A 19,468-nucleotide genomic window follows, 5' to 3' on the forward strand; every position below is an offset into this window, starting at 1 on the left:
CCCTCCGATTAGCCTTTTAGGGTATAAAAAAGAGAAGTCGGTTAAAACCAACCTCTCTATTAAGTTTTATTTAGAATGGTAAATCTGAATCACCAATAGTTACTGGAGCTTGCTTTTGTGGAGCGTCAACCTCAGATTTTCTGTAACTAGAAGCTTTTGGGAATTCTCGTCCATCGTCTTGTTTTTTATGCGTAACATAGATAATTAAATTTTTTCCATATACATCATTCGCCATTTGTTCTATTGTTGCAGGAGCGTAATTATGTGGCATTCCGCAAGCTAAGAAGAATGATTTAGCAAGACCTTTCGCTGTTGGATGTTCAAAAGTAAACGTATTGTATAAAACTTTTGCACCTTGATGATTTTGCGGTACATCACTACGAATCTCAAAATCTATTTCAAGTTTAGGTTTTCCGCTTGATTTAGCAATTTCACCTTTAGCATTAGTTACAGTTACTTCATATTCACCTTTAGCAATAATTCCAAAACCTTTTACCTCTTCTACTTCATCCATTTTGAAAAATGACATTTAAATCTCTCCCTTTTATTTGGTTTATTTAATTTGTGGATGGTGCTATTAATTCTTCTTGTATGCAACCTTTACGTTTATCTAAATGATTCTTAGCAAATACACTTTGATTACCTTCTAAAACAAATCCTCTTGTACCATCTGCCTTTTTAACTAATTGACCGACAACATGAACGATTCCCATAATGTGATTAACGATCTTATCCCGAATATCAGGAATGAATTGCGTATATTGCTGTCCATCATCGTGAGTGATATTTCTTGTTGTCTCCCAAGCTGTGAAAATAACATTTGCATCTAATGAATTAAATGTTTCTACTATTCTTAGTAAATGGTCATCCAATAAAGCATAATGTTGTAATTCTGGTCTTCCAGACTTTGTTTTCTCGCCTTTGTTTAGTAACCATAATTTTTGGTAATGCGTTAAATTATCAATAAAGATATTGTCGTATTTATTAATGTTTGCTTTAGCATGTGCATAGAATTCTAGAATACTAGCATGTGCATTACTTTTATCAATCTCCGCCACATCTACATTTTCATATCCTTCTAAAACCTGGCTCGTCCCATCAATATCAAGTACTAATGTTTTTCCTGGTAATAATCCAGCAACTGTTGTTTTACCGTTACCTGGTTTTGAATAGATGATAATTTTTGCTTTTTTACTTTTTGTAATTTCAGTACCGTTTCTAGTTTTCAATTAATTCACCTCTACTCTTCCTAATAAATAATCTGTTGATACACCTAAAGCTGTTGCTAAATCGCATAATACATAAATGGTAGGTTTAGAATCTCCAATTTCATAATTTGAAATCGTACATCTATCTTTATTAATCATTTCTGCTAATTCTTGTTGAGTAAGGTCTTTCTTTCTTCTTATCTCTCTAAGCCTTGCAGGAAACATGTTATTTACCCCTTTTCCATGCCTTTCAGAATAAAGATTGAAGCTTCAAGATCAAATATTCTACCTGTACTTTCCCGAATATTCTTTTCAACAATAGGCTTCTTTTCTATTAGCCGCTCTAATTCTCGTTCGTGTTCGCCTAATCTCCGTTGCTCCACACTTAATGACTTTTCTAATTCTTCAATAGCAGCGTTCATTTACTCACCTGCCACTTTCTTTATGGAATGAGACTCTACATATTGTTTGATGCAATCTGTTTCATCGTGTATGTAATCACCATCAATGTCCCAGTACTCTTCACCAAAGTAAATTTCTTTCCCACAACTTGCGCAATCACTCATAACATCACTTAAAACTGAATCCTGACGATTCCCGACTACCATTAAGTTTTCTACTATTTGGAATCCCTCCAAACTTATCTTCCATCCTTTCATAAGTGTAGATAGAGTAATAAATTACATTGTCACTTATAAAAGCCAATTCATATGGATATTCTTCTGATTCACGCTTTGCAATAATCGGCTTGTTTCGGTATTCAGGTAAAACCGATTCGAATACTTCATTACTTAGATGGACCTCTTTTCCACGAATACTTATAATGCCATCTTCATTACCTGCTAACCTGATAGCTTGTACAGCTTTACTCACTTCTTTAATATTCATTTATATGGCCTCCTCTATAGATTTTAAGGCAGCCATGCATATTGCCATTGGTGCAGTTGTAGATTTCACTTCTACTTCACTATACGTTCCATCTAATTCTGGAACTGATAAATTCACCTTATAGAAATCCCCATAACCTGTTACACGCTCTACATTTGCAAAATCGAACTTTTCAAGAACTAACCATGCATCTTGAATATTGGTTGTAGGCTTCCACATTTGTTTTAAAATCCAGTTTCCTTGTTCATCAATCCAAGCATCTACATGTTCTAACTTTCGTAAATGCCATCCCATAACTTTTTCAGCTAATAACTGATTAATGGAATTATTATTCATTAGCAGTTCACCCCTCTATATATTTATGACTGCCCTAGCCCCTAACAAATCTATTTCTGCTTTCTTTGCTTTACGAGCCTTTAAAACTTCTTTTACTTCATCATTTAAGAATTCTTTCATTTCATCCGATGTAGTTCTCTTTTCTTCCACAAGTTCAGCAATACCGATTGGTTTTAATTCAGATTGTGGCCGGTCTATTTTTGCTGCAAATCCCGCTTTATCAAATTTTGTAGATGTTCGTCCGGCAACCGATAAGACATGTGCTACATCATTTTTATACGCAAGTACGTTTCCGTGCTTTTTAATATGACTAATAATTGCTTCCGTTTTTTCATCGATTTTTTCTTTTAATACAGTACGTTGTCTTTTCATTTGTTCAATCTCATTGAAGAAACCATTAATCTCTGAATCTTTATAATTAACACTGATATTTACATCCATAGTTACAACTCCCTTTTTGATATAAATTTATTTCGTGCTATAATCATCTTGAAAATTGATTTTATCTAGATCACCTGTTGGAGCAGGTGGTTTTTTTTAGTTTTACATTCTGATAATAAAGAAGATCTCCCAATCGGTTTATAATCAGGATTAACCTTTTTAAATGATGCAGTTTTTAACCTACATACAAAAATTCTACTCTTCCCTATTTCTTTACCTATTTCTTCATCCGAATAACCTAAACTTTTCTTCATCAATACGAATTGTTCTTCTGGAGTTAATAAATCCATTACTTCCTGATATTCGATAGATGTTAATACCTCATCTTCTACATTTATTTCAGATACTGCGAAAAAACCATCTTTTTCGTCACCTTCTATTTGTATATCAATAGAATGAAAATCAATTTGATTCCTTTCCTCAGGACTAACCGAGCTACTAATTCTGATTGGCATCCCTTTTTCATGAAGCTCTTTACTCATTTTCCATTTAATAGTTATAATTGCGTATGGATTAAATGTTTCATACCGTTCAGAATCATATTCTAAACATAATCTCCATAATTCAACTTTTGCTATCTGGAATAAATCATCCAGTTCCATATTATTAATTCTCGCAATTTTACTTGCGTTACTATAACCGCCAAACCTTTGTTTAATTGCTGCTTTAACTAAATGTTGTTTCTCTTCGAACAACTCTTCAGGTGTCATTGTCTTTTACCTTCCCTTCATTATTTTTCTAAAAATCTTTTGATCGGTTCATCTAGCCAAGCTGCAAGCGACATTACTGTAGCGATCGTTACCGCTACCATTAATAATGAGAATGTATTTTCTTCCATCACTTACTCCTCCTTTTCAGAAACCTTCATTCTTTTGGATTTTTTAGCCCAGTATCGTTGATTTGCTGCTTTAACCTTTTCTCTGTTTTCAGCCCTCCACAATTTCATGTATGCATTTCTCGCTTCACGAGCTGATAACTCTTCATTCTTTACCAAACGTCAACACCTCCATACTAACTTTACAAAACGTAAAGTTTACGTTAAAAAATATTCTTTACAGAATGTAAAGTTTCATCTTCATCTTTTTCTTCATCTTCATCTGATAGGCTTATTGTACTATGATACTTTACGAAATGTAAAGTATTTTATTTAAAAAAATTAAAACTTGTCTTTTTGTAAACGTTTGGTGTACATTAAGTATATAAAAATAAGATGAAGATAAAGATTAATTCATTATGAATCTTGACATAAATAGTAAGAAGAAAGGAGGAAATAAAGAATGGCTGAAACAATGGGAAGCCGAATCAAACAAGTTCGTAAAGAAAAAGATATGAAACAATATGAACTAGCTGAAGCGATCGGTGTAAACTTTACAGCAATTTCATTATATGAATCCGATAAAAGAGAACCGCGTCGAGATATACTTGAAAAGATTGCTCGTGTAACAAATGTTTCTGTTGATTACCTATATGGATTATCAGAACATAAAATATTAGATAGAGATAAGTCAGAGAAAATTTCAAAAGAAGCTGCTGATCTTATGGAGAAGATAAATAAATTACCTCCTGAGAAACGTCAATTAATTGAAAACTTGATCGATAACTTTTAAAAACAAAAAAGAGAGCTTCTCAGCTCTCAACCTTTTTCTCTTGTATTCTTCTTTTTTCAACAAAGTTCTGTTATGATGAGGGATATATACATAAATTTTTAAACAACTAACTTTATATAAAAATAAAAAAACCCCCGACGAAAGTTTTTAGATGGTAGAAGGTTGGTCGCCACTCGCCATTTAAAAACCGGAAACAGAGGTTTTGTACATACGTTAATTTAATTGATACTTTGATAGTATCATAAACTTAAAAAAACGTAAATACAAATCCTTTATTTTGCTATACCCAATTTTTGTCGGGGTAAGAAAATGGAGGATTTTTTATTATGGCTAAAATGAAGAAATGGAAATTAGAAAGAGAATATGTGGAAGTACCAAACGTAACAGCGGTTGCAGTTGAAACGCGAAATAACAATGACGATCCAGAAGAATGTATTTCATTACAAGCATTAGGGTTGATCGTTAACCTTTGGTCATACAACACAGAAGAGTGGGAACTACATAAAACAGAGTTATATAAACGTTACGGTAAAAATAAAGAAACATCTGTAAAGAACGCTTGGAAAGAGTTAATGGATGCTAACTACATCATTGAATATAAGTTCCGTGTAGGTAAGCAATGGGATTACGAATACTACTATCGTATTAAGCCTTTTACAGATGAAGAACGTAAAGAAATCCTTGCTTATGCTGAAAAAGAACACGGTCAAATTTGGGGACTTGATTTTCAAGACCTCAAAATGAAGACCTCAAAATCAAGAGATAAGAAAGATATTATTAAAAAAGACTTAATTAAAGAAAAAGAAGAAGAAGAAATTATAACTAACCCTGTTACTGAATCTATGATTCTTAATTTAATGGATCAAAAGATTCAAGAACGAGAGATTACAAACACAAAAACTATTAAAGCTATCCACGATGTTATTTCTAAATGTAAAGCGATCGGAACTACGGATCTAATTGCAGCAGAAAACTATGTAATCAAAGTTGTGGAAGAAAAGATGTCTAAGCTTGGCCAGAAACAGAAAGCAAGAACAGGTAAAGCTAAAGTATCAGGATCTAAGCAAATACGTACTGAGATGGTTCCTGATTGGGTTAGAGAAGAAGAGAATGTATCAGCAATTGTGGAAGATAATGGACAAGCCACTGAAGATTTAGAGGAAAACCAAAAACGTTTAGATGCATTATTAGGTAAAAATAAAAAAGAAGAGAACTAATTAACAGTCCTCTTCCACAAAGAGTAAAATAATGTAATATTTTACCGCTATTAACTGGGAAACATTTCTTTTATAGTGGAATTATATTACAACAAGTCCTTATTTCTAAGTAACATGTCAGAGTAAACAGCTATATGTCTTGCGTATTGCCCTTGTTCACGCCCGTCTAGCTTACTGTAGTCCTTTTGAATGTCACTTAATAGTAAATCTAGCAAAGGGTCATTCTGTTCGTTCTCGAAGCCGAGAAGCGTGTCTGTTGTAACATTAAAAAATGAAGCAAGAATCTTCAAGCTTCCAAGATCCGGTTCATATCGATCTGTTTCCCAGTTCTTGAGTTGACCACGAGTAATACGTGTCTTTTCAGATAATTGTTCTTGTGTTAAACCATAAGCTTTTCTTAAACGTTGAATGTTTTGACCGACTGTGTTTTTCATAGTTTTGAGTATAATTACCAAATTATCACTATACCATATTTGGTTGGTAACATGACATTGTATAAAATTTTGTCTTCTAAGCTATCTGTAAAAATAAATATAGAACAATTGTTCTGTAAGTGGTAAAATATTCATGTACTATTAAATTATTAGTTGATATGCAAAATTGCATATGCACCGAAATCTTGATTTATAGCGATAAAAAAACTTTCTCAATATTTAATTTGCAAGTGTTTTGTTAAAATTGTAAAAATTCGTGATAAAATTTGTTTAACAAAAAAATGAACGAAAAAAGACCCATATGAGCGTGTTATCAAGGAGGCTCCTACACTCACCTTAATAACCGTTCCCTAACCTAGACTTAGGAAACACTTGCCACATACGAGTCACATCTAAGTATAACACAAAAATGCAATATTCTTCCCTCGTATTTTGTTTCCGCCTTGAGAAAATCCTGTTAGGATGTGGTTCGTTTTTCTGGAAGGGGAATATTGTTGTGGAAAGATTAATTAAAAAGTTAGAAGCTGAAAGAGCAAGTAAGGATATTAAAGTAAGAGAGATAGAAAGACTTACTGGGATCGATCGATGTGCAATTGAAGATGGTCTATCAGGCAAAACATTAGAAATGAAATTAGAGAGGTTTATCGCTGTTGCATCTATTGTGTATGAAGATTATTTAACTAGAAAAGAAGTCATTAACAAGTTTATTCTACGATGCGATAAGGATTTAAATATTGTGAAAGCATTTTGTTACTGCCAAGGGCAAGGCGAATACGATGTGATTTCACAACTTATAGATAAACATCAGGGAACTAGGACGTTAAAAAAATACTTAACTATATTCGAACTATATAATCAGCGAAACTTGAATAAGAAAACAGGTAAGGAATTAGAAAAAGCACTTGATGAAGAAACATTTTCTAAATTACCAGAATGCCAGGTACTAGTGAATATGCTATACGGATTTGCAATGTATGATATTCCAAACTGTCGGGCGATCATTCCTTATTCAGAAAAGGCAAAAGAGAAAATACCTTTAATTAAAAATAAATTCATTCGAGAATGTCTTGAAATGCAGTATAAAGAAAGAAATGCATACATCAAGTTATTATCGGATGAAGTAGAAGAATCTCGTAAGGTATGTTGGGACATTATTGATGCAAATCTAGATTATCAGATATTAAAAGCATCAGCGTATTGTTGTTTAGGGGAAAGCTATCAATACGAATGCTTAGAAACGTCTGAAAAATATCTCTTAAAAGCCATTGAAGTATTAGAAGAAAATAAAATTGATAAAAATTCAAAAAAATATGGCTCGTTTAAGACAACTTTAGGACATATATATATAGACAATGCTTTCCACATTGAAAAAATTGAACACAATTTCTTAGATGTAGGAGAAGAAGCATATTACCAACTTAAATTCGGCGATGCTGAACTAGGGGAAAAATTATATTCTAAAATGGAAATGACGCCCCATCGAAAAGCGTCACACGCTAAAGTAAAAGGTGATATACTAGCTTTAAAAGAAGCATTGGTTGATTTTGAAAGAACAGGGAATTTATTCTATGCGAATGGTATAAAAAGAGAGATATTAAAGGACGAGGTGGAGTAAAATGAAAAGTTTATTATTAGGTTTAGTATTATCATTAGGACTAGGGACAGGAGCAGGCGCAGGCGCTCAAGCTGATACAGTAGCAAAAGCACCTGTAGATCAAGCGCCAGTAATGTACATGCAAGTAGATCCAGGCGGTCACTAGAATAGTAAGTGACTAAATTTAGTTTAGTTAACAACTACATATAAACAATTCGAAAGACGTTACTATTAATTTAGTGACGTCTTTCCTACTTTCTGGGAAAGGCTGATTTTATATCGCGTGATTAAAAAACCAGCCACCTAAAATATACCAATATAAACTAGGGAGGAAAATTACTATGATGAATCAAGGGGCGGATTTACAAGTTAAGAAAGAAGTTAGTGTGGAGGAAAGAGTACATAAATTAAGTATCATCATGAAAAAGGCAGAGAACGGTGATCCACAAGCAATTACACTTTTAGAACAAATTAATACTTTGACGAAATAAGAGCTTCGGCTCTTTTCTTATGAGCAAAAGGTGTACTAAAATTTTGAAGCGATTAGGTCGTCGTTTCTCGTGACAAGGAGAAGGTCAATTCTCATAACAAGAGGTTGTTCAGTTTTGAAGCGAGCGATTTGTACAACTTTATTTGTTGTTTATTTACGAATTTGTTATACTTACAGTAGTCATATTGACGAAGTAACGTATGACTGTAGTAATACCAAAGAATAAGTTTGTTCATAATAAAAAGAAGAGAGGGTGCAACCTCTCTCCTAAGTAACTGATATTTTAAACAATCGGTTGCTATATATTATTTTCGTTGAGAATCGTCTTCTTGCTGGCAGGCATTTGGGACGGTTCTTTTATTTGATTTACTTTTGATTTTATCTGCTAGTTTATCTGCGTATGCTGTAATGACTATTGTTAAAGCTCCCTTGATAGGATCATGAAGTAAATCAGTTAAGTAATTAAAAATTTCCGTTATTTCCATCTTCGAACACCTCCTCCCCCTTAAAAATATTAGGAAAAGGATAGCTACGATTGCCTTTCGATATCAGTGGATTAATCATAACATGAAAAACGGCGAAAAAAGTAATGAGTGTTATCAAAAATAGATATCTTTTCTACATTTTTTAAAGTTTTTCTAATTTTTGTCCTAGAATATAATTTCACATACCATAATGAAAGTATTTCAAAAGATTTAAAGGGAAAACAATCGCATGAAAGAATAAGTATGTTAAAGTAGATTAATATAAACATAACCATAAACATTAACGTTAATATAAACGTTAACAAAAATGTTAATGTAAATTTAATGGAGGTATTAGAATGGCCTATAAATTAGCTTTTGTGCAGAATAAAGGCGGCGTGTTAAAGTCTTCAATGACTGTAAATTTAGCTGGACTTTATGCAAAACAAGGGAAACGTGTTCTAATTGTGGATGCTGACCAACAAGGAAACTCATTACTTTCTTTTGGCAAAAATCCAGACAAGTATCGTACTACATTGCATGACGTTTTAGTTCATTTTGCACCAGCAAGTGAAGCGATAATTAATGTTCATGAAAACATCGATGTATTACCTTCTAATGAAATGATGAGCTTTTTAGATTTCGATGTATTACCTAACTTAGATAAATACATAAATCCATTCTTACTTTTAAAAGTGGCATTAATGTCTGTGGAAGACGATTACGATGTAATCTTATTTGATAGCCCACCATCTTCAGGGTTAATTCAAAGTAATGTAATTTGCTGTACGGACAATATTATAATTCCTTTCCAACCTGAACAATATTCCGTACGATCACTAATAAAAATCATCGATGTTATTGGTCAATTTAAAAATAAACACAATCCTAATTTAGATATTACTGGAGTTGTAGCTACATTAGTTCAAAAGAATACTAAGCTTCATACAGAAGCAATGAAACAAGCAAGCCGTTTTTGTGAGAAAGAGGGTATTCACTTCTTTAAAGCTAATATCCCTAGAACTATTCAATTTGCTAACTCAATTGCTTATAATCAATTACCTCTTACACTTACTAAAAAAGATAATGAATTTGCATTTCATTATAAGAATTTATTTAAGGAGCTGACTGAACTTGAAGGAACGCGAATTGGCTGATTTATTTGGAGGTAGCGCCACGAGAGGTGGTGAAGACGAGAATAACAACAATGTTAACGGTGATAATAACATTAACAATAACGTTAATAACAATAATAACGGAAACGTTAATGAGAATGAAGACGGAAATAATGATAAGACCCCAAAAGAGCCGGAAGTTAAAAAAACTGAAATCAAAAAGAATGCGAATGAAGATATCCTTGAATTATTAAAAGACAACAATGATAAAAAAGTTGTAGGTTTTCATTTAGATAAAGATGTTCGTGATGCTTTTCAAAATGTATTGGGTAAAAAGCCACCTAGAGGTGCACAATCAAAACTTGCAAATAAAATATTCCGCGACTTCTTTGAAGAAAGAGGTTTATTATAAGTCCTACATTTGTAGGGCTTTTCTTTTTGTTAATGATAATTTTAATGTTGATATTAAAAATAATGTAAATATTATCGTTAACAATAATGTTAATATTAACGTTAATGTAAAAACCCCACAATTAAGTAGGGTTCTCTTATGACTTCACCGCTAGTTTATCCATGAAATCGTGTATGGATGTCGCTTGAAAAATACGTAAATTAGAGGAAGTTATGTCATACTTCTTATCCGTAATTATAAGGATTGATGGAAAGTATTTAGTTCCTTTCGGTTGCCAAGATTCGTTGTGCCATTCCTGACTGTGGAAGTACAATTCATACCTGTTGATTTTATCTTGCATAATCTTTTTACTGTAAACTGACTTTTGAACTTCAATGAAGAATGGGGATCTGCGCCAAATTGTAAATGCATCAGGTTCCATAAATTCTTTACCGTACTTTGGTTCAACTTTAAATAGTTTCGGTTTTTCATAATGAATGAGTTGTTTATATACATCCACAATGCCGAGGAAGTGGGGAATCTTTTGGCTAGTTTTTCGTAGTGTGCTAGGTTGAGGAAAATATATAAATGGCTGCTGCGAGATATTGGCATCCACATGACCATCTCTTCTTAATCGTTTCATAACCGTATTACAGCAAGTAACCGCGTTTTTAACTCCTTGAAAATGCAAATCGATAATATCATCGCGTGACATACATCTGAAACGTTTCAAATCGCTCAGTATCACTTTGTCTCTACTCTTCATAATCTAACACCCCAAACAATTTAATATCTTCTTGTGGAGGAATCTGAAGCGTTATATCCTCTTTTGGAATACGATACGGTTCAACGATTTGTTTCGCTTTGCTTAATTCTAAATAAGGAGCTTGCACTTTCTTTAATCCATTCAGTTTTAAAATCATTTGGCCCGATTGCTCCAGGTGTTCTGAACCAGGTGTACCCATGATGTTACTGTTGATTGTATCGGCGCATTTAAAGCCCATCCTTACCGTCATATTGAGCTTTAACTTACCATCTAACACTTTTGCATCAGGACGTTGCATACTAAGCATAAGGAAGACCCCTAGTGCCCTGCCGACTGCTGATATCTTTTCGATTGTGGACATACATTCCTTTTCGTCTTGCAACATTGCCACTTCGTCAATTGCAAGCAAGATATATGGTTTATGATTATCGGGATTCAATTTGTTGTATTCATCAATGTGATCCACTTCATACTCTTCCATCAGTTTTCTACGTTCACGTATTTCCTTCCACACTTTCTGCAGCATGATTTTCATTTCAATTTCTTCCATGCAAACCTCTTTTACATGTTTGACTCTTCTCAAAAAATGGAACTCAGAGTTTTTTAAGTCGCCCAGGTACAAATGTAATTTATCAGGGGACATGTATTGAATAAGTGTGGACAGCACAACACGTACCATACTACTTTTCCCACTTCCTGTTTCCCCTGCTATAAGTAAATGTGGTGTATTAGCTTCAACCATGTCATACACAATCATATTGCCGAATTGGTCACGTCCTACCACAACAGGAAGACGATGTTGTTTTAGTAACGGCTGCCATTTCTTATAACTGTAATTGTATGTTTGGAGTCCGGCATCCGAATGAAATACATTAAGGACAAACTTCTTTATATCACCTTCAATTGCTACATTACGTCCTAATATTTGTTGAAAGCAAAACCATTTCTTTTCAATAGTTTTTGGATCCAAACCGTTTGGAATGGTAAATACATATCTAACAGTATCTTTTGTGGAGGAAATGGCATGTATCTTCGGATAGATTGGTACTTTCCCGCCTCGTGTTTGATGGTCCACAAATAACCCTGCTTTTCCGAATACCTCTATAAGTTGGTTCTTTAAATTTTGTTTATGAAGCCATTCTTTGATGATTCCCATTTCACATCCTCCTAGAACATGATTAAGATTTTGATAAATACATAACCGATGAAACAAACTCCCCCTATTCTCATTCCATGATACATTCCATCACTTAAAAGTTTAGCCGCTGCAACGTGATCATTCTTTACAAGATGTTTCTCTAATATTACTCCGCCAATTGTTGTTACTCCTAAAGCTCCTAAAGAAATAAATGTAGTTATCATATAAAACTCCCCTTTATAAACAGAATTTTAAATCCTGGTGATATATAGGTTTAGCGCCTCAATACCTTGGTAACGTTACTGTGATAGCTAACTTGGTAGTTACTTTGATAGTACAAATACTAGTTACCTTGATAGCAATTAAGCTAGTTACTTTGGTAGCTACTTTGATAATAAGTTTGATAGCTACTTTGGTAGCAACCTTGATACATCATATTGTGGACGGCTTGTACAATATTCAAACTTTCGTGAAGTTTAAAAAGTTTAATTTTTGTACAGACTTGTTATCAATTAATCAAGTAAGGGAGAGAAGAAAGATGTTCGGGATAGGAAAACCACGTTCACGTTTCGGTAAATTTCTTGATAAAAATGATCTTTCACAACAGGATATAGTAAAGGAAAGCGGAGTTAACAGGGGAACAATTAGTCGAATATGTCAGGGGGATGCATTCCAACCGTCATTAAAGAATGGAAATAAGATAATAAAAGCATTGAGGAAGCTAACTGGAAAGAATGTTGATTATAATGACTTTTGGATGTAAATAAAAAAGCCGCCCAATAGGACGGCTATCATTGCTTATTTTTTAAAATACTCGTAGAACCATTGACCCTCAGGTCTTTCATCCATCCAAGCTGTGATTTTATCTAATTCGCTATTTGGTAATACTGCAGTTTGTAAGTATGCTATACCAGTCGATGGATCAGAAATAACTTCCCCTTTAGTTCCACGCTCATTCATAGCACTTAATACTTCAGGAACCAATGAGACGCCAAACCCACCAGATTTAACATATTGATAACCACCATTAGAGACAGGCTGTTCAGGTTGTTTCTCTCCAATGAACCAAGATAAAGGTTTATCTCCAACTAAAGAATTTAAATCAACCTTTCCAATTCCATCAAGCCACCCACCTGTTTCTCCGTCTGCGTATTGCCAAATATCACACTTATAAGCAGGTTTTGGGCCACCATATCGTGGAATCCAAAGGAAATCAGCTTTCACATTGTTTAACCCATATTTGTTATACATGTGGTGACTTACATAAAAACCAACTTTCCACCCTTTAGACTTACAACGATTAATGAAGGCTTGTGATGCTTCCGCTATCTTTTGTTCTCCACATGACTTTAATGTATCATCTTCAGTATCTAAAACTAAGAATTTAGCATTAGGACTAACACGGGCCATAAAATCATCTGCTTCTTTAATCGCATCATTCACACTTACAAAACAGCCATATGCATAAGCAGCGTGGGGAATATTTCGTTTCTCTAATTCTTTTACATATCCGTTATAATATTGATCTATCATATTAGAACCGTATTGCACACGGCAGATACATAAATCTAATTGTGGGCCAATTATATCCCATTTTATTGAACCTGCATTCCATTTAGAAATATCGATAATTTGTCCCATTATTTATCGTCCCCTTCAAAAAGTTTTTGTTTAATTTCTGTTACGTCCTTAGAAATTGACCCAAAAGCCTTTGCCTGTTCTTCAATAACTTGTTGGTTCTTTTGAATTACCGATTGATATTGTTCTTCACGTTGCTCATTCTTTTTTTGCGTAGTAAAAAGCATCCACACGAATAACGCTGCGAATGCTCCTTGTTGAATCATTGAATTAAAAATTGCATCTTCCATTTTTCCATCTCCTTTTAGGCAAAATAAAAAAGCCTGCAATAAGCACGCTTTTGATTTTATATAAATTCAATTTTCATATTATAAAGCGATGTCTACTTTGTCCCCGTTTTGCTTTATAATTCGTCCAGGATTACCAACAACAACACAATTCTCAGGTACATCTTTTGTAACTACTGATCCAGCACCAATAAAAGAATTGTCTCCTATTACGATATTACCTATTACTATAGCCCCAGCGCCTATTCGAACATTATTACCAATTGTAGGAGGAGTGGACACGCCATTCTTTGTTCCGATTGTTACCTGTTGATTAATCCAACAGTTTTCTCCAATGCTGTTTGCTAAAATGATAGTGCTAAAACCGTGTGAGATAAATAACCCAGCGCCTATATCACTTGTAGATACATATAATGTATTCATTTTCGGATAAAAGACCCTCAATAATGTATTTACAATGGATTTGTTAATTCTGTTGTAAAATAAATTTCTAAACTCTTCTCTATTTACTAAAAGCCAATTTAGCAACATTACTTTAGAAATATCGTTTTTTATGTTGTTAATGTCTTTCCATCTATCTATATCTTTATCGATGATATGTTTATTATTAGATGTTTTGTAAGCAACAATGGCAGGCAATGACCTGACAATGTTTAATTTATCCACAATACTTCTTATCCCCATTGTATTACCCCTTATTTTTTTATTTATATTGTAATATAAAAAGAAGATAATGAGTAGGGATAGATTGTTATTTGTTTCTAAAGTAACCAATTTTACACTATATGACGAATGATGCTGACATGTGGACAGTAGCGTTGTTCGTTAATTGTTGTAACACCATTCCGCCATCACCTCTTATTGTTAACTCGACGGCCTTTGATCCGCTAGCATCCATTACGACGAATACAGTATCTTGAACAGGTCTACAACCGACTGGTAATGTAGCAAATACCGTTCCGTTTGTCGCGCTTGCAACTGATCCTGTAATCGTAACAAAACCGTTAAACTTTTTGTATCGCATCGGTCTACCAGCTACCGTTCCAAATGATGTAGTTAAGTTTGTCCAATCTATATTATCTGTTGGTTGTATTCCTAACGAGTTAACCCATTGTGTGCCATTCCAAACGATAAACATCTTAATGTCAGTATCATAATAACTAATGCCTGTATAACGATAAGTTGAAGGTCTAGATGATGTTGGCCCACTTTTTCTTGAAGTATAATCTTTGTATGTGAAGTTACCAAAATCATACCCGAAATCTACATAATTATCTTTTACTTTAGTAAAGTCTATAGTTTCCTCTAAAGTACATCCGGACGCGTTACAACCTTGCTTTATAAAGTCGGACGTTTTTCCTCCAAAAGGTAATATTTGATACCAATTAAGGAAGTAGCTTTGATTAACTATAGCGCCATTTCCGTATCTAGCTAACTTGAACATACAGTTATTAAAGAAAGTATCTACCATATTGGCATCAAACATAACGTTATCAAAATTATCGTTGATTGGAACTAGTTTACAATTGTTAAAAATAGCTTTAGAGCGAGAACCGCCATAATATGACGAGACATACGCACCTACTTCTGTATTTTCTATTAACAGATCAAAAGGATTTGCAAGTGTACTAGCTGATACACGGCTACAATCTCTAATATTCAATTTAGGTAATAGTCTAGTGTTTATGTCTAAATAATTATCGTCATATCTTCCGCCTAGTATGTTAGAATCTAGAGTTTGGAAAATGTTAGATTGTGTATTTCCAGCTTTCCCGCGAACATCTTGGAATTTAACATTAGTCATCGATATTTCAATATTGTGTGATATTCGTTTGTAAATTTCTCTAATTGATACAAAGCTGTCTAAAATATATGTGAAAGGTTTAGATGCTCTCATTGTTGGGTATTGATCCCCACCAAAAAGATTGAACCCGTTTTGTGTACAAGTAAGGTTTTCGAATTCCCATCTATCAGCAATTACACATTCATTTACGATTGTAGCTTCACTTCCATTCATGGTAGTCCGTGGATAAATTAATGGTAACGGTTGATTCCTAAAATTGTTAACATGATAGTTTTTAACCGATACAATGTTTTTCCCCACATGTAATGGATATCCGAAATTATGTTTTAATTCAGGACCGAAATTAATGAGAGAGTAACCATTCTCCGTTGCGTTATGAGTGACATTGTCTATATAAATATCTCCGTCCCACAAAGATCCATAATCAGCACGTAATACTATAGCTTCTTTAGAATTTAATTCAGTATCTCGAATGATAAGATCGCCAAAACCAGTAAGTGTTAATCCGTGATACCCTATACGGCAATTATCTACCGAAATATTATACGAACCGTTATGAGAATCAATTCTATTAAGCGACGAATCTTTAACAATAAGGTCTTTCATTTGATTACCACCAAATACACCCCAAATCGCCGGATTCATCGAAAAACCTTGTACATTTGTCATTGTAAGGTTGCACGTATAGTTAGTACTTAAATCATACGTACCAATATTTCCGTGTGAAAATCTAGGATTTAATGTTACGTTATTTAAATTTACGAATCCACATCGTTGTATTTGCAATATACCAACTGAAGGGCGTTGTTCTGGTACGTTATTTTCGATTTCATGTTTAAAGTTATTGATGTTAACCTTTGATCGTTCCACTCTAAAATTACGAACAGAATAATCATCACCTGTTACAAGCCCTCTTGTTTTAACGTTTACGTTTTCAATGTCGATCCATGTATCTTCTGATGGCGTGAATGAAGCAGAGGTGACCGTTTCTAATGTGAAATAGATTGGGCTTAGCACGTCACCTTTATTATTAATCATAAACCACTCAGTCATCGCTTGACCGTTATTCGCATTACCGCCGTATCTTATATATATTCTTTTGTTAGAGTCTTGAGCGAATACATACCCTTCACCTTTACCAGCTAATTCAGGAATATTTTTAACACCAGGTTTTATTTTTCCAGCGAGAGCTGTCATTTCGCTAGGCGTTAATGAAATGATACTCTTTGTAGGTTTAATGATATATATATTCGCATCTGGGCTCTTAGTTAAATCGAATATCAATGTGGCCCCATTGAAGTCCACGGAAGTTTGAACTGGTATTGCTGTAACGTCAGAAATGTAATAAGTAGCTCCTTTATCATATATAATAGGAATTCCTTTGGTATTTGCTTCGATATGTGCGTTTTTAATCGCAGGGCCATCATCTATAATTCCACCACCAGTTGCTCCATAATCTTTAGGTGAAATAAAAAGTTTGTCTAATTTATCTGTCGTTTTCTTTCTTTTATTCGCTTCGGAATCAATACGGTCTTTTAATAAAGGAAATGCTATTCCATTTTCGTCCACACGGGCTTGTTTTGTTTCCGGGTCAATCGAACCACCTATAACAATTTGATCCAATTGCGCTTTTACACTTTCCGAAATCAATTTAGCCTGTTCAGCGAATATCTTCGCGTCATGTGCTTCTTGATACGCTGCGCTATTCAACAAATCTAATTCTATTTGTTCTAGTTGCCAAATTAATTCTTCTAATTGAGAAATGTAAGTTTGTGAAGGAATTCTATTAGTTAATGCATCGGGTATTGAAACAATGATAAAGTCTTGAGTTGTAGCTTTTACAGTTGAATTCTTCTCCACAGTGAAATATGCTTGTTTAGATTTTCCGACAGCTGTAAAAGTTTGTATTGGGAATGTGTATTCAAAATGACCTTTAGCTGCATCTATCATAACGATTCCGTTCTTATCTCTTACAGAAGTATTGTCAGGTTTAGCGCATTCAAAATATACATCACTTCCAGTTAGATTATATGGAACAAAACCATCAACAACATATACATCAACTGTATTGCTTGCTTTATCGCCTACCCTACCCATTACCATAGAATTCATTTGAGCGTATTGTGCTTTGTGGACGTCTAGAATAAGTTTAGTCTTCAATGTTTTCCACACTCCATTCATCTTTTGGTAACTCAAAATTCGCTATAGATGGACAATACAAACGCTTGATTCCTTCGTTGTCAATATCCTCTTGAACGTTCAAACGATCTTTTTCATATCCAATCCTTTTAGCTTTAATTTCCCATGCGAATTCCGATAAAGGTTTACTTGATTTAACGATGAAATATTTTTCTTTTCGTTCCGAAATCCAAATATTCGAATCACAATATGGACTAACAAAAACTTGATATTCAATTCTCGTATTTGCTATGTCGGTGAATATCTCATCAATGTGGACAATACATTCACTTTCAACGCTTGTTGTACCTGTTCCTATGTCTCCTAAATACGATTCGGCCGTTTCATACGCAGGAGTAGCAACAACACCATTACGCGCGACGTGAACCGCGTTCTTTGCGCCGATTACACGAAAATCAGCGTTCACATTTATATTTTTCCCGAATAAATCAATTCGATCATTGAAGAAATAAATTCTAGGAATGAAAGTCAACCCGTCCATTGAATAAGTGTCACCGGCTGAAATCATCAATTGATCTTGTCCAAATAGATAAGAAAAGGCATCTGTTCCATACATTCCAGTGCCTATGTTTTTTCTTGTACCAAACCCGAAATTGGCATTATAACTAGAAACATTCCATCTATTCTTTCCTAATAAAGAAGCCCCTCCGTTTGTCCAATCGTATTGTATTTTTCCGTATTCAGCGCCAGCATTTCCAAATAAAGTCATGATTCCGTTCTTTAAGTTAAACCCTCCATTGCTTGAGGAAGATTTAATTGAACCATCTTGAACGTTTATTTCAAAAGTTCCGGCTGAATTACTAATTGTTCCTTTTTGGAAAGAAACACTTCCCGCATCAAAATCAATCGTAATATTATTCCCTTTAGCAACACCAGCACGAATTAATGAAGCACTTAACAATCCAGTTGTTATATAATCAGCTACAATTGATCCATCCATCGTCATTGCTAAACCATATGGGCCATTAATACCAGTTTCAGAATAACCGAGTCCATTAATATTCCATTGCCACACTTTTTGAGCTGTAGCTTCTTTATTTGTATCCATGATTAGAATTTTGTCAGGATATACACGGACATAACCACCAAAACCGCTATTAATTAAATCCGTTGCAGTTTGTTTCGCTTTATCTAACATGCTAGATTCCAAACCGTCAATATTTTCTTGCATTCTATCTAACTTGTTAGCCACATCAGTGAATGATTCTTTATAATTGCCTATAGTAATATCGGTGTATTCCTGATTCAATGGATCGTATTTATAAGAAACAACCTTCGCTTTTACATCAATACCTTCATCTAAATGCTGAACTGTTACTGTATCACCCATATAAACACGCTGCATAACAGCAAAATCTTTGTATTCTTCCGTTTGAGATAACTCCTGGAACTTAATGTTGTAAGTTGCAAGTGGTTGATCCACATGTTGAACATCAAACATCGCTTTCGCTTCAGCGCGTAATTTATCTAATGCTTGAGGTAATGGCAATGCTTCTTCATCGTTCGCGTTG

28 protein-coding genes are annotated in these 19,468 nt (G+C 34.0%); 8 read left to right on the plus strand and 20 right to left on the minus strand.

Annotation, left to right across the window (positions count from 1 at the left end; translation table 11 throughout):
* Positions 1 to 70 precede the first annotated feature (70 nt).
* The 10 genes from COK05_RS24445 to COK05_RS31440 all read right to left on the minus strand — a co-directional run bounded on the left by COK05_RS24445 (position 71) and on the right by COK05_RS31440 (position 3,867).
* Positions 71 to 529 carry a DUF669 domain-containing protein gene (locus COK05_RS24445; protein ID WP_098614600.1) on the minus strand — a complete coding sequence of 153 codons (459 nt, stop codon included), beginning with the start codon at positions 527 to 529 and terminating at the stop codon, positions 71 to 73.
* Positions 530 to 557: 28 nt separating this feature from the next.
* The gene (locus COK05_RS24450) at positions 558 to 1,229 is read right to left on the minus strand and encodes an AAA family ATPase (protein WP_098614601.1); all 672 of its coding nucleotides are present in this window, start codon (positions 1,227 to 1,229) and stop codon (positions 558 to 560) included.
* A complete protein-coding gene (locus tag COK05_RS24455) occupies positions 1,230 to 1,433 on the minus strand; it encodes a helix-turn-helix domain-containing protein (protein ID WP_098614602.1) in 204 nt (67 codons plus the stop codon).
* Positions 1,434 to 1,438: 5 nt separating this feature from the next.
* Entirely contained in the window at positions 1,439 to 1,630 is a 192-nt protein-coding gene (locus tag COK05_RS24460) for a hypothetical protein (protein ID WP_098614603.1), read from the minus strand.
* Positions 1,631 to 1,774 carry a hypothetical protein gene (locus COK05_RS24465; protein ID WP_440898756.1) on the minus strand — a complete coding sequence of 48 codons (144 nt, stop codon included), beginning with the start codon at positions 1,772 to 1,774 and terminating at the stop codon, positions 1,631 to 1,633.
* A 4-nt stretch (positions 1,775 to 1,778) separates the two neighbouring features.
* Positions 1,779 to 2,096, minus strand: a complete 318-nt coding sequence (locus COK05_RS24470) for a hypothetical protein (protein ID WP_098614605.1) — start codon at positions 2,094 to 2,096, stop codon at positions 1,779 to 1,781.
* Entirely contained in the window at positions 2,097 to 2,432 is a 336-nt protein-coding gene (locus tag COK05_RS24475; protein ID WP_098614606.1) for a BC1872 family protein, read from the minus strand. It abuts the gene before it with no gap.
* 15 nt (positions 2,433 to 2,447) lie between these two features.
* Positions 2,448 to 2,873: a hypothetical protein gene (locus COK05_RS24480; protein WP_098614607.1), complete on the minus strand. Its 426-nt coding sequence runs from the start codon at positions 2,871 to 2,873 to the stop codon at positions 2,448 to 2,450.
* A gap of 65 nt (positions 2,874 to 2,938) precedes the next feature.
* Positions 2,939 to 3,583, minus strand: a complete 645-nt coding sequence (locus COK05_RS24485; protein ID WP_098614608.1) for a sigma-70 family RNA polymerase sigma factor — start codon at positions 3,581 to 3,583, stop codon at positions 2,939 to 2,941.
* 131 nt (positions 3,584 to 3,714) lie between these two features.
* Positions 3,715 to 3,867 carry a hypothetical protein gene (locus tag COK05_RS31440; protein WP_176539460.1) on the minus strand — a complete coding sequence of 51 codons (153 nt, stop codon included), beginning with the start codon at positions 3,865 to 3,867 and terminating at the stop codon, positions 3,715 to 3,717.
* A 283-nt stretch (positions 3,868 to 4,150) separates the two neighbouring features.
* On the opposite strand from COK05_RS31440, the gene COK05_RS24490 reads away from it, so the two are divergent.
* Both COK05_RS24490 and COK05_RS24495 read left to right on the plus strand, forming a co-directional pair.
* Positions 4,151 to 4,480: a helix-turn-helix transcriptional regulator gene (locus COK05_RS24490; protein ID WP_098614609.1), complete on the plus strand. Its 330-nt coding sequence runs from the start codon at positions 4,151 to 4,153 to the stop codon at positions 4,478 to 4,480.
* Between the two features lie 326 nt (positions 4,481 to 4,806).
* A complete protein-coding gene (locus COK05_RS24495; protein ID WP_098614610.1) occupies positions 4,807 to 5,697 on the plus strand; it encodes a hypothetical protein in 891 nt (296 codons plus the stop codon).
* 86 nt (positions 5,698 to 5,783) lie between these two features.
* Here COK05_RS24495 and COK05_RS24500 read toward each other — a convergent pair whose 3' ends face one another.
* The gene (locus tag COK05_RS24500) at positions 5,784 to 6,131 is read right to left on the minus strand and encodes a helix-turn-helix transcriptional regulator (protein ID WP_097981750.1); all 348 of its coding nucleotides are present in this window, start codon (positions 6,129 to 6,131) and stop codon (positions 5,784 to 5,786) included.
* A gap of 496 nt (positions 6,132 to 6,627) precedes the next feature.
* On the opposite strand from COK05_RS24500, the gene COK05_RS24505 reads away from it, so the two are divergent.
* From COK05_RS24505 to COK05_RS31450, 3 genes are all read left to right on the plus strand, one after another.
* Positions 6,628 to 7,746, plus strand: a complete 1,119-nt coding sequence (locus tag COK05_RS24505; RefSeq protein ID WP_098614611.1) for an AimR family lysis-lysogeny pheromone receptor — start codon at positions 6,628 to 6,630, stop codon at positions 7,744 to 7,746.
* 1 nt (position 7,747) lies between these two features.
* Positions 7,748 to 7,891 carry a hypothetical protein gene (locus COK05_RS31445; RefSeq protein WP_176539465.1) on the plus strand — a complete coding sequence of 48 codons (144 nt, stop codon included), beginning with the start codon at positions 7,748 to 7,750 and terminating at the stop codon, positions 7,889 to 7,891.
* A gap of 175 nt (positions 7,892 to 8,066) precedes the next feature.
* Positions 8,067 to 8,216, plus strand: a complete 150-nt coding sequence (locus tag COK05_RS31450) for a hypothetical protein (protein WP_176539461.1) — start codon at positions 8,067 to 8,069, stop codon at positions 8,214 to 8,216.
* A gap of 304 nt (positions 8,217 to 8,520) precedes the next feature.
* On the opposite strand, the gene COK05_RS24510 is transcribed toward COK05_RS31450, so the two are convergent.
* On the minus strand, positions 8,521 to 8,700 hold the full coding sequence (locus COK05_RS24510) for a hypothetical protein (RefSeq protein ID WP_098614612.1): 180 nt from the start codon (positions 8,698 to 8,700) through the stop codon (positions 8,521 to 8,523).
* Positions 8,701 to 9,038: 338 nt separating this feature from the next.
* Between COK05_RS24510 and COK05_RS24515 the strand changes: the two genes are divergently transcribed.
* Both COK05_RS24515 and COK05_RS24520 read left to right on the plus strand, forming a co-directional pair.
* A complete protein-coding gene (locus COK05_RS24515) occupies positions 9,039 to 9,836 on the plus strand; it encodes a ParA family protein (protein WP_098614613.1) in 798 nt (265 codons plus the stop codon).
* Positions 9,814 to 10,206 (plus strand): hypothetical protein, encoded by a 393-nt coding sequence (locus COK05_RS24520; protein WP_098614614.1) that lies wholly within the window; start codon positions 9,814 to 9,816, stop codon positions 10,204 to 10,206. The genes COK05_RS24515 and COK05_RS24520 overlap by 23 nt, the downstream gene beginning before the upstream one ends.
* A gap of 136 nt (positions 10,207 to 10,342) precedes the next feature.
* Here the strand turns inward: COK05_RS24520 and COK05_RS24525 are convergent, their stop codons facing one another.
* Genes COK05_RS24525 through COK05_RS24535 form a run of 3 tightly spaced genes read right to left on the minus strand, consistent with a single transcriptional unit; the run spans position 10,343 to position 12,313 of the window.
* Entirely contained in the window at positions 10,343 to 10,951 is a 609-nt protein-coding gene (locus tag COK05_RS24525) for a replication-relaxation family protein (RefSeq protein WP_098614615.1), read from the minus strand.
* Positions 10,941 to 12,107 carry an FtsK/SpoIIIE domain-containing protein gene (locus tag COK05_RS24530; protein WP_098614616.1) on the minus strand — a complete coding sequence of 389 codons (1,167 nt, stop codon included), beginning with the start codon at positions 12,105 to 12,107 and terminating at the stop codon, positions 10,941 to 10,943. The genes COK05_RS24525 and COK05_RS24530 overlap by 11 nt, the downstream gene beginning before the upstream one ends.
* 11 nt (positions 12,108 to 12,118) lie before the next feature.
* Complete coding sequence (locus COK05_RS24535) at positions 12,119 to 12,313, minus strand: hypothetical protein (RefSeq protein ID WP_098614617.1); 195 nt, start codon at positions 12,311 to 12,313, stop codon at positions 12,119 to 12,121.
* Between the two features lie 314 nt (positions 12,314 to 12,627).
* Here COK05_RS24535 and COK05_RS24540 point away from each other — a divergent pair, with 314 nt between their 5' ends.
* A complete protein-coding gene (locus COK05_RS24540; protein WP_098614622.1) occupies positions 12,628 to 12,852 on the plus strand; it encodes a helix-turn-helix transcriptional regulator in 225 nt (74 codons plus the stop codon).
* Positions 12,853 to 12,887: 35 nt separating this feature from the next.
* Here COK05_RS24540 and COK05_RS24545 read toward each other — a convergent pair whose 3' ends face one another.
* From COK05_RS24545 to COK05_RS24565, 5 genes are all read right to left on the minus strand, one after another.
* Entirely contained in the window at positions 12,888 to 13,730 is an 843-nt protein-coding gene (locus COK05_RS24545; protein WP_098614618.1) for a GH25 family lysozyme, read from the minus strand.
* On the minus strand, positions 13,730 to 13,957 hold the full coding sequence (locus tag COK05_RS24550) for a BhlA/UviB family holin-like peptide (protein WP_098614619.1): 228 nt from the start codon (positions 13,955 to 13,957) through the stop codon (positions 13,730 to 13,732). The genes COK05_RS24545 and COK05_RS24550 overlap by 1 nt, the downstream gene beginning before the upstream one ends.
* A gap of 78 nt (positions 13,958 to 14,035) precedes the next feature.
* Complete coding sequence (locus tag COK05_RS24555; protein WP_098614620.1) at positions 14,036 to 14,638, minus strand: serine O-acetyltransferase; 603 nt, start codon at positions 14,636 to 14,638, stop codon at positions 14,036 to 14,038.
* A gap of 97 nt (positions 14,639 to 14,735) precedes the next feature.
* Positions 14,736 to 17,918: a BppU family phage baseplate upper protein gene (locus COK05_RS24560; RefSeq protein WP_176539466.1), complete on the minus strand. Its 3,183-nt coding sequence runs from the start codon at positions 17,916 to 17,918 to the stop codon at positions 14,736 to 14,738.
* The coding region (locus COK05_RS24565) for a phage tail spike protein (protein ID WP_176539467.1) at positions 17,908 to 19,468 on the minus strand (1,561 nt) is incomplete at its 5' end. The genes COK05_RS24565 and COK05_RS24560, both read right to left, overlap by 11 nt.

This window comes from Bacillus cereus (genome assembly GCF_002567495.1).
Classification (GTDB): Bacteria; Bacillota; Bacilli; order Bacillales; family Bacillaceae_G; genus Bacillus_A; species Bacillus_A cereus_AQ.

What these genes read in the sequence shown, in the direction of transcription:
- COK05_RS24475 (WP_098614606.1), bottom strand. Translation starts at nt 2,432, where the DNA reads ATGAATAATAATTCCATTAATCAGTTATTAGCTGAAAAAGTTATGGGA.
- COK05_RS24530 (WP_098614616.1), bottom strand. Translation starts at nt 12,107, where the DNA reads ATGGGAATCATCAAAGAATGGCTTCATAAACAAAATTTAAAGAACCAA.
- COK05_RS31445 (WP_176539465.1), top strand. Translation starts at nt 7,748, where the DNA reads ATGAAAAGTTTATTATTAGGTTTAGTATTATCATTAGGACTAGGGACA.
- COK05_RS24500 (WP_097981750.1), bottom strand. Translation starts at nt 6,131, where the DNA reads ATGAAAAACACAGTCGGTCAAAACATTCAACGTTTAAGAAAAGCTTAT.
- COK05_RS24555 (WP_098614620.1), bottom strand. Translation starts at nt 14,638, where the DNA reads ATGGGGATAAGAAGTATTGTGGATAAATTAAACATTGTCAGGTCATTG.
- COK05_RS24525 (WP_098614615.1), bottom strand. Translation starts at nt 10,951, where the DNA reads ATGAAGAGTAGAGACAAAGTGATACTGAGCGATTTGAAACGTTTCAGA.
- COK05_RS31450 (WP_176539461.1), top strand. Translation starts at nt 8,067, where the DNA reads ATGATGAATCAAGGGGCGGATTTACAAGTTAAGAAAGAAGTTAGTGTG.
- COK05_RS24460 (WP_098614603.1), bottom strand. Translation starts at nt 1,630, where the DNA reads ATGAACGCTGCTATTGAAGAATTAGAAAAGTCATTAAGTGTGGAGCAA.
- COK05_RS24535 (WP_098614617.1), bottom strand. Translation starts at nt 12,313, where the DNA reads ATGATAACTACATTTATTTCTTTAGGAGCTTTAGGAGTAACAACAATT.
- COK05_RS24470 (WP_098614605.1), bottom strand. Translation starts at nt 2,096, where the DNA reads ATGAATATTAAAGAAGTGAGTAAAGCTGTACAAGCTATCAGGTTAGCA.
- COK05_RS24490 (WP_098614609.1), top strand. Translation starts at nt 4,151, where the DNA reads ATGGCTGAAACAATGGGAAGCCGAATCAAACAAGTTCGTAAAGAAAAA.
- COK05_RS24455 (WP_098614602.1), bottom strand. Translation starts at nt 1,433, where the DNA reads ATGTTTCCTGCAAGGCTTAGAGAGATAAGAAGAAAGAAAGACCTTACT.
- COK05_RS24485 (WP_098614608.1), bottom strand. Translation starts at nt 3,583, where the DNA reads ATGACACCTGAAGAGTTGTTCGAAGAGAAACAACATTTAGTTAAAGCA.
- COK05_RS24550 (WP_098614619.1), bottom strand. Translation starts at nt 13,957, where the DNA reads ATGGAAGATGCAATTTTTAATTCAATGATTCAACAAGGAGCATTCGCA.
- COK05_RS24545 (WP_098614618.1), bottom strand. Translation starts at nt 13,730, where the DNA reads ATGGGACAAATTATCGATATTTCTAAATGGAATGCAGGTTCAATAAAA.
- COK05_RS24480 (WP_098614607.1), bottom strand. Translation starts at nt 2,873, where the DNA reads ATGGATGTAAATATCAGTGTTAATTATAAAGATTCAGAGATTAATGGT.
- COK05_RS24515 (WP_098614613.1), top strand. Translation starts at nt 9,039, where the DNA reads ATGGCCTATAAATTAGCTTTTGTGCAGAATAAAGGCGGCGTGTTAAAG.
- COK05_RS24510 (WP_098614612.1), bottom strand. Translation starts at nt 8,700, where the DNA reads ATGGAAATAACGGAAATTTTTAATTACTTAACTGATTTACTTCATGAT.
- COK05_RS24495 (WP_098614610.1), top strand. Translation starts at nt 4,807, where the DNA reads ATGGCTAAAATGAAGAAATGGAAATTAGAAAGAGAATATGTGGAAGTA.
- COK05_RS24465 (WP_440898756.1), bottom strand. Translation starts at nt 1,774, where the DNA reads ATGAGTGATTGCGCAAGTTGTGGGAAAGAAATTTACTTTGGTGAAGAG.
- COK05_RS24540 (WP_098614622.1), top strand. Translation starts at nt 12,628, where the DNA reads ATGTTCGGGATAGGAAAACCACGTTCACGTTTCGGTAAATTTCTTGAT.
- COK05_RS24445 (WP_098614600.1), bottom strand. Translation starts at nt 529, where the DNA reads ATGTCATTTTTCAAAATGGATGAAGTAGAAGAGGTAAAAGGTTTTGGA.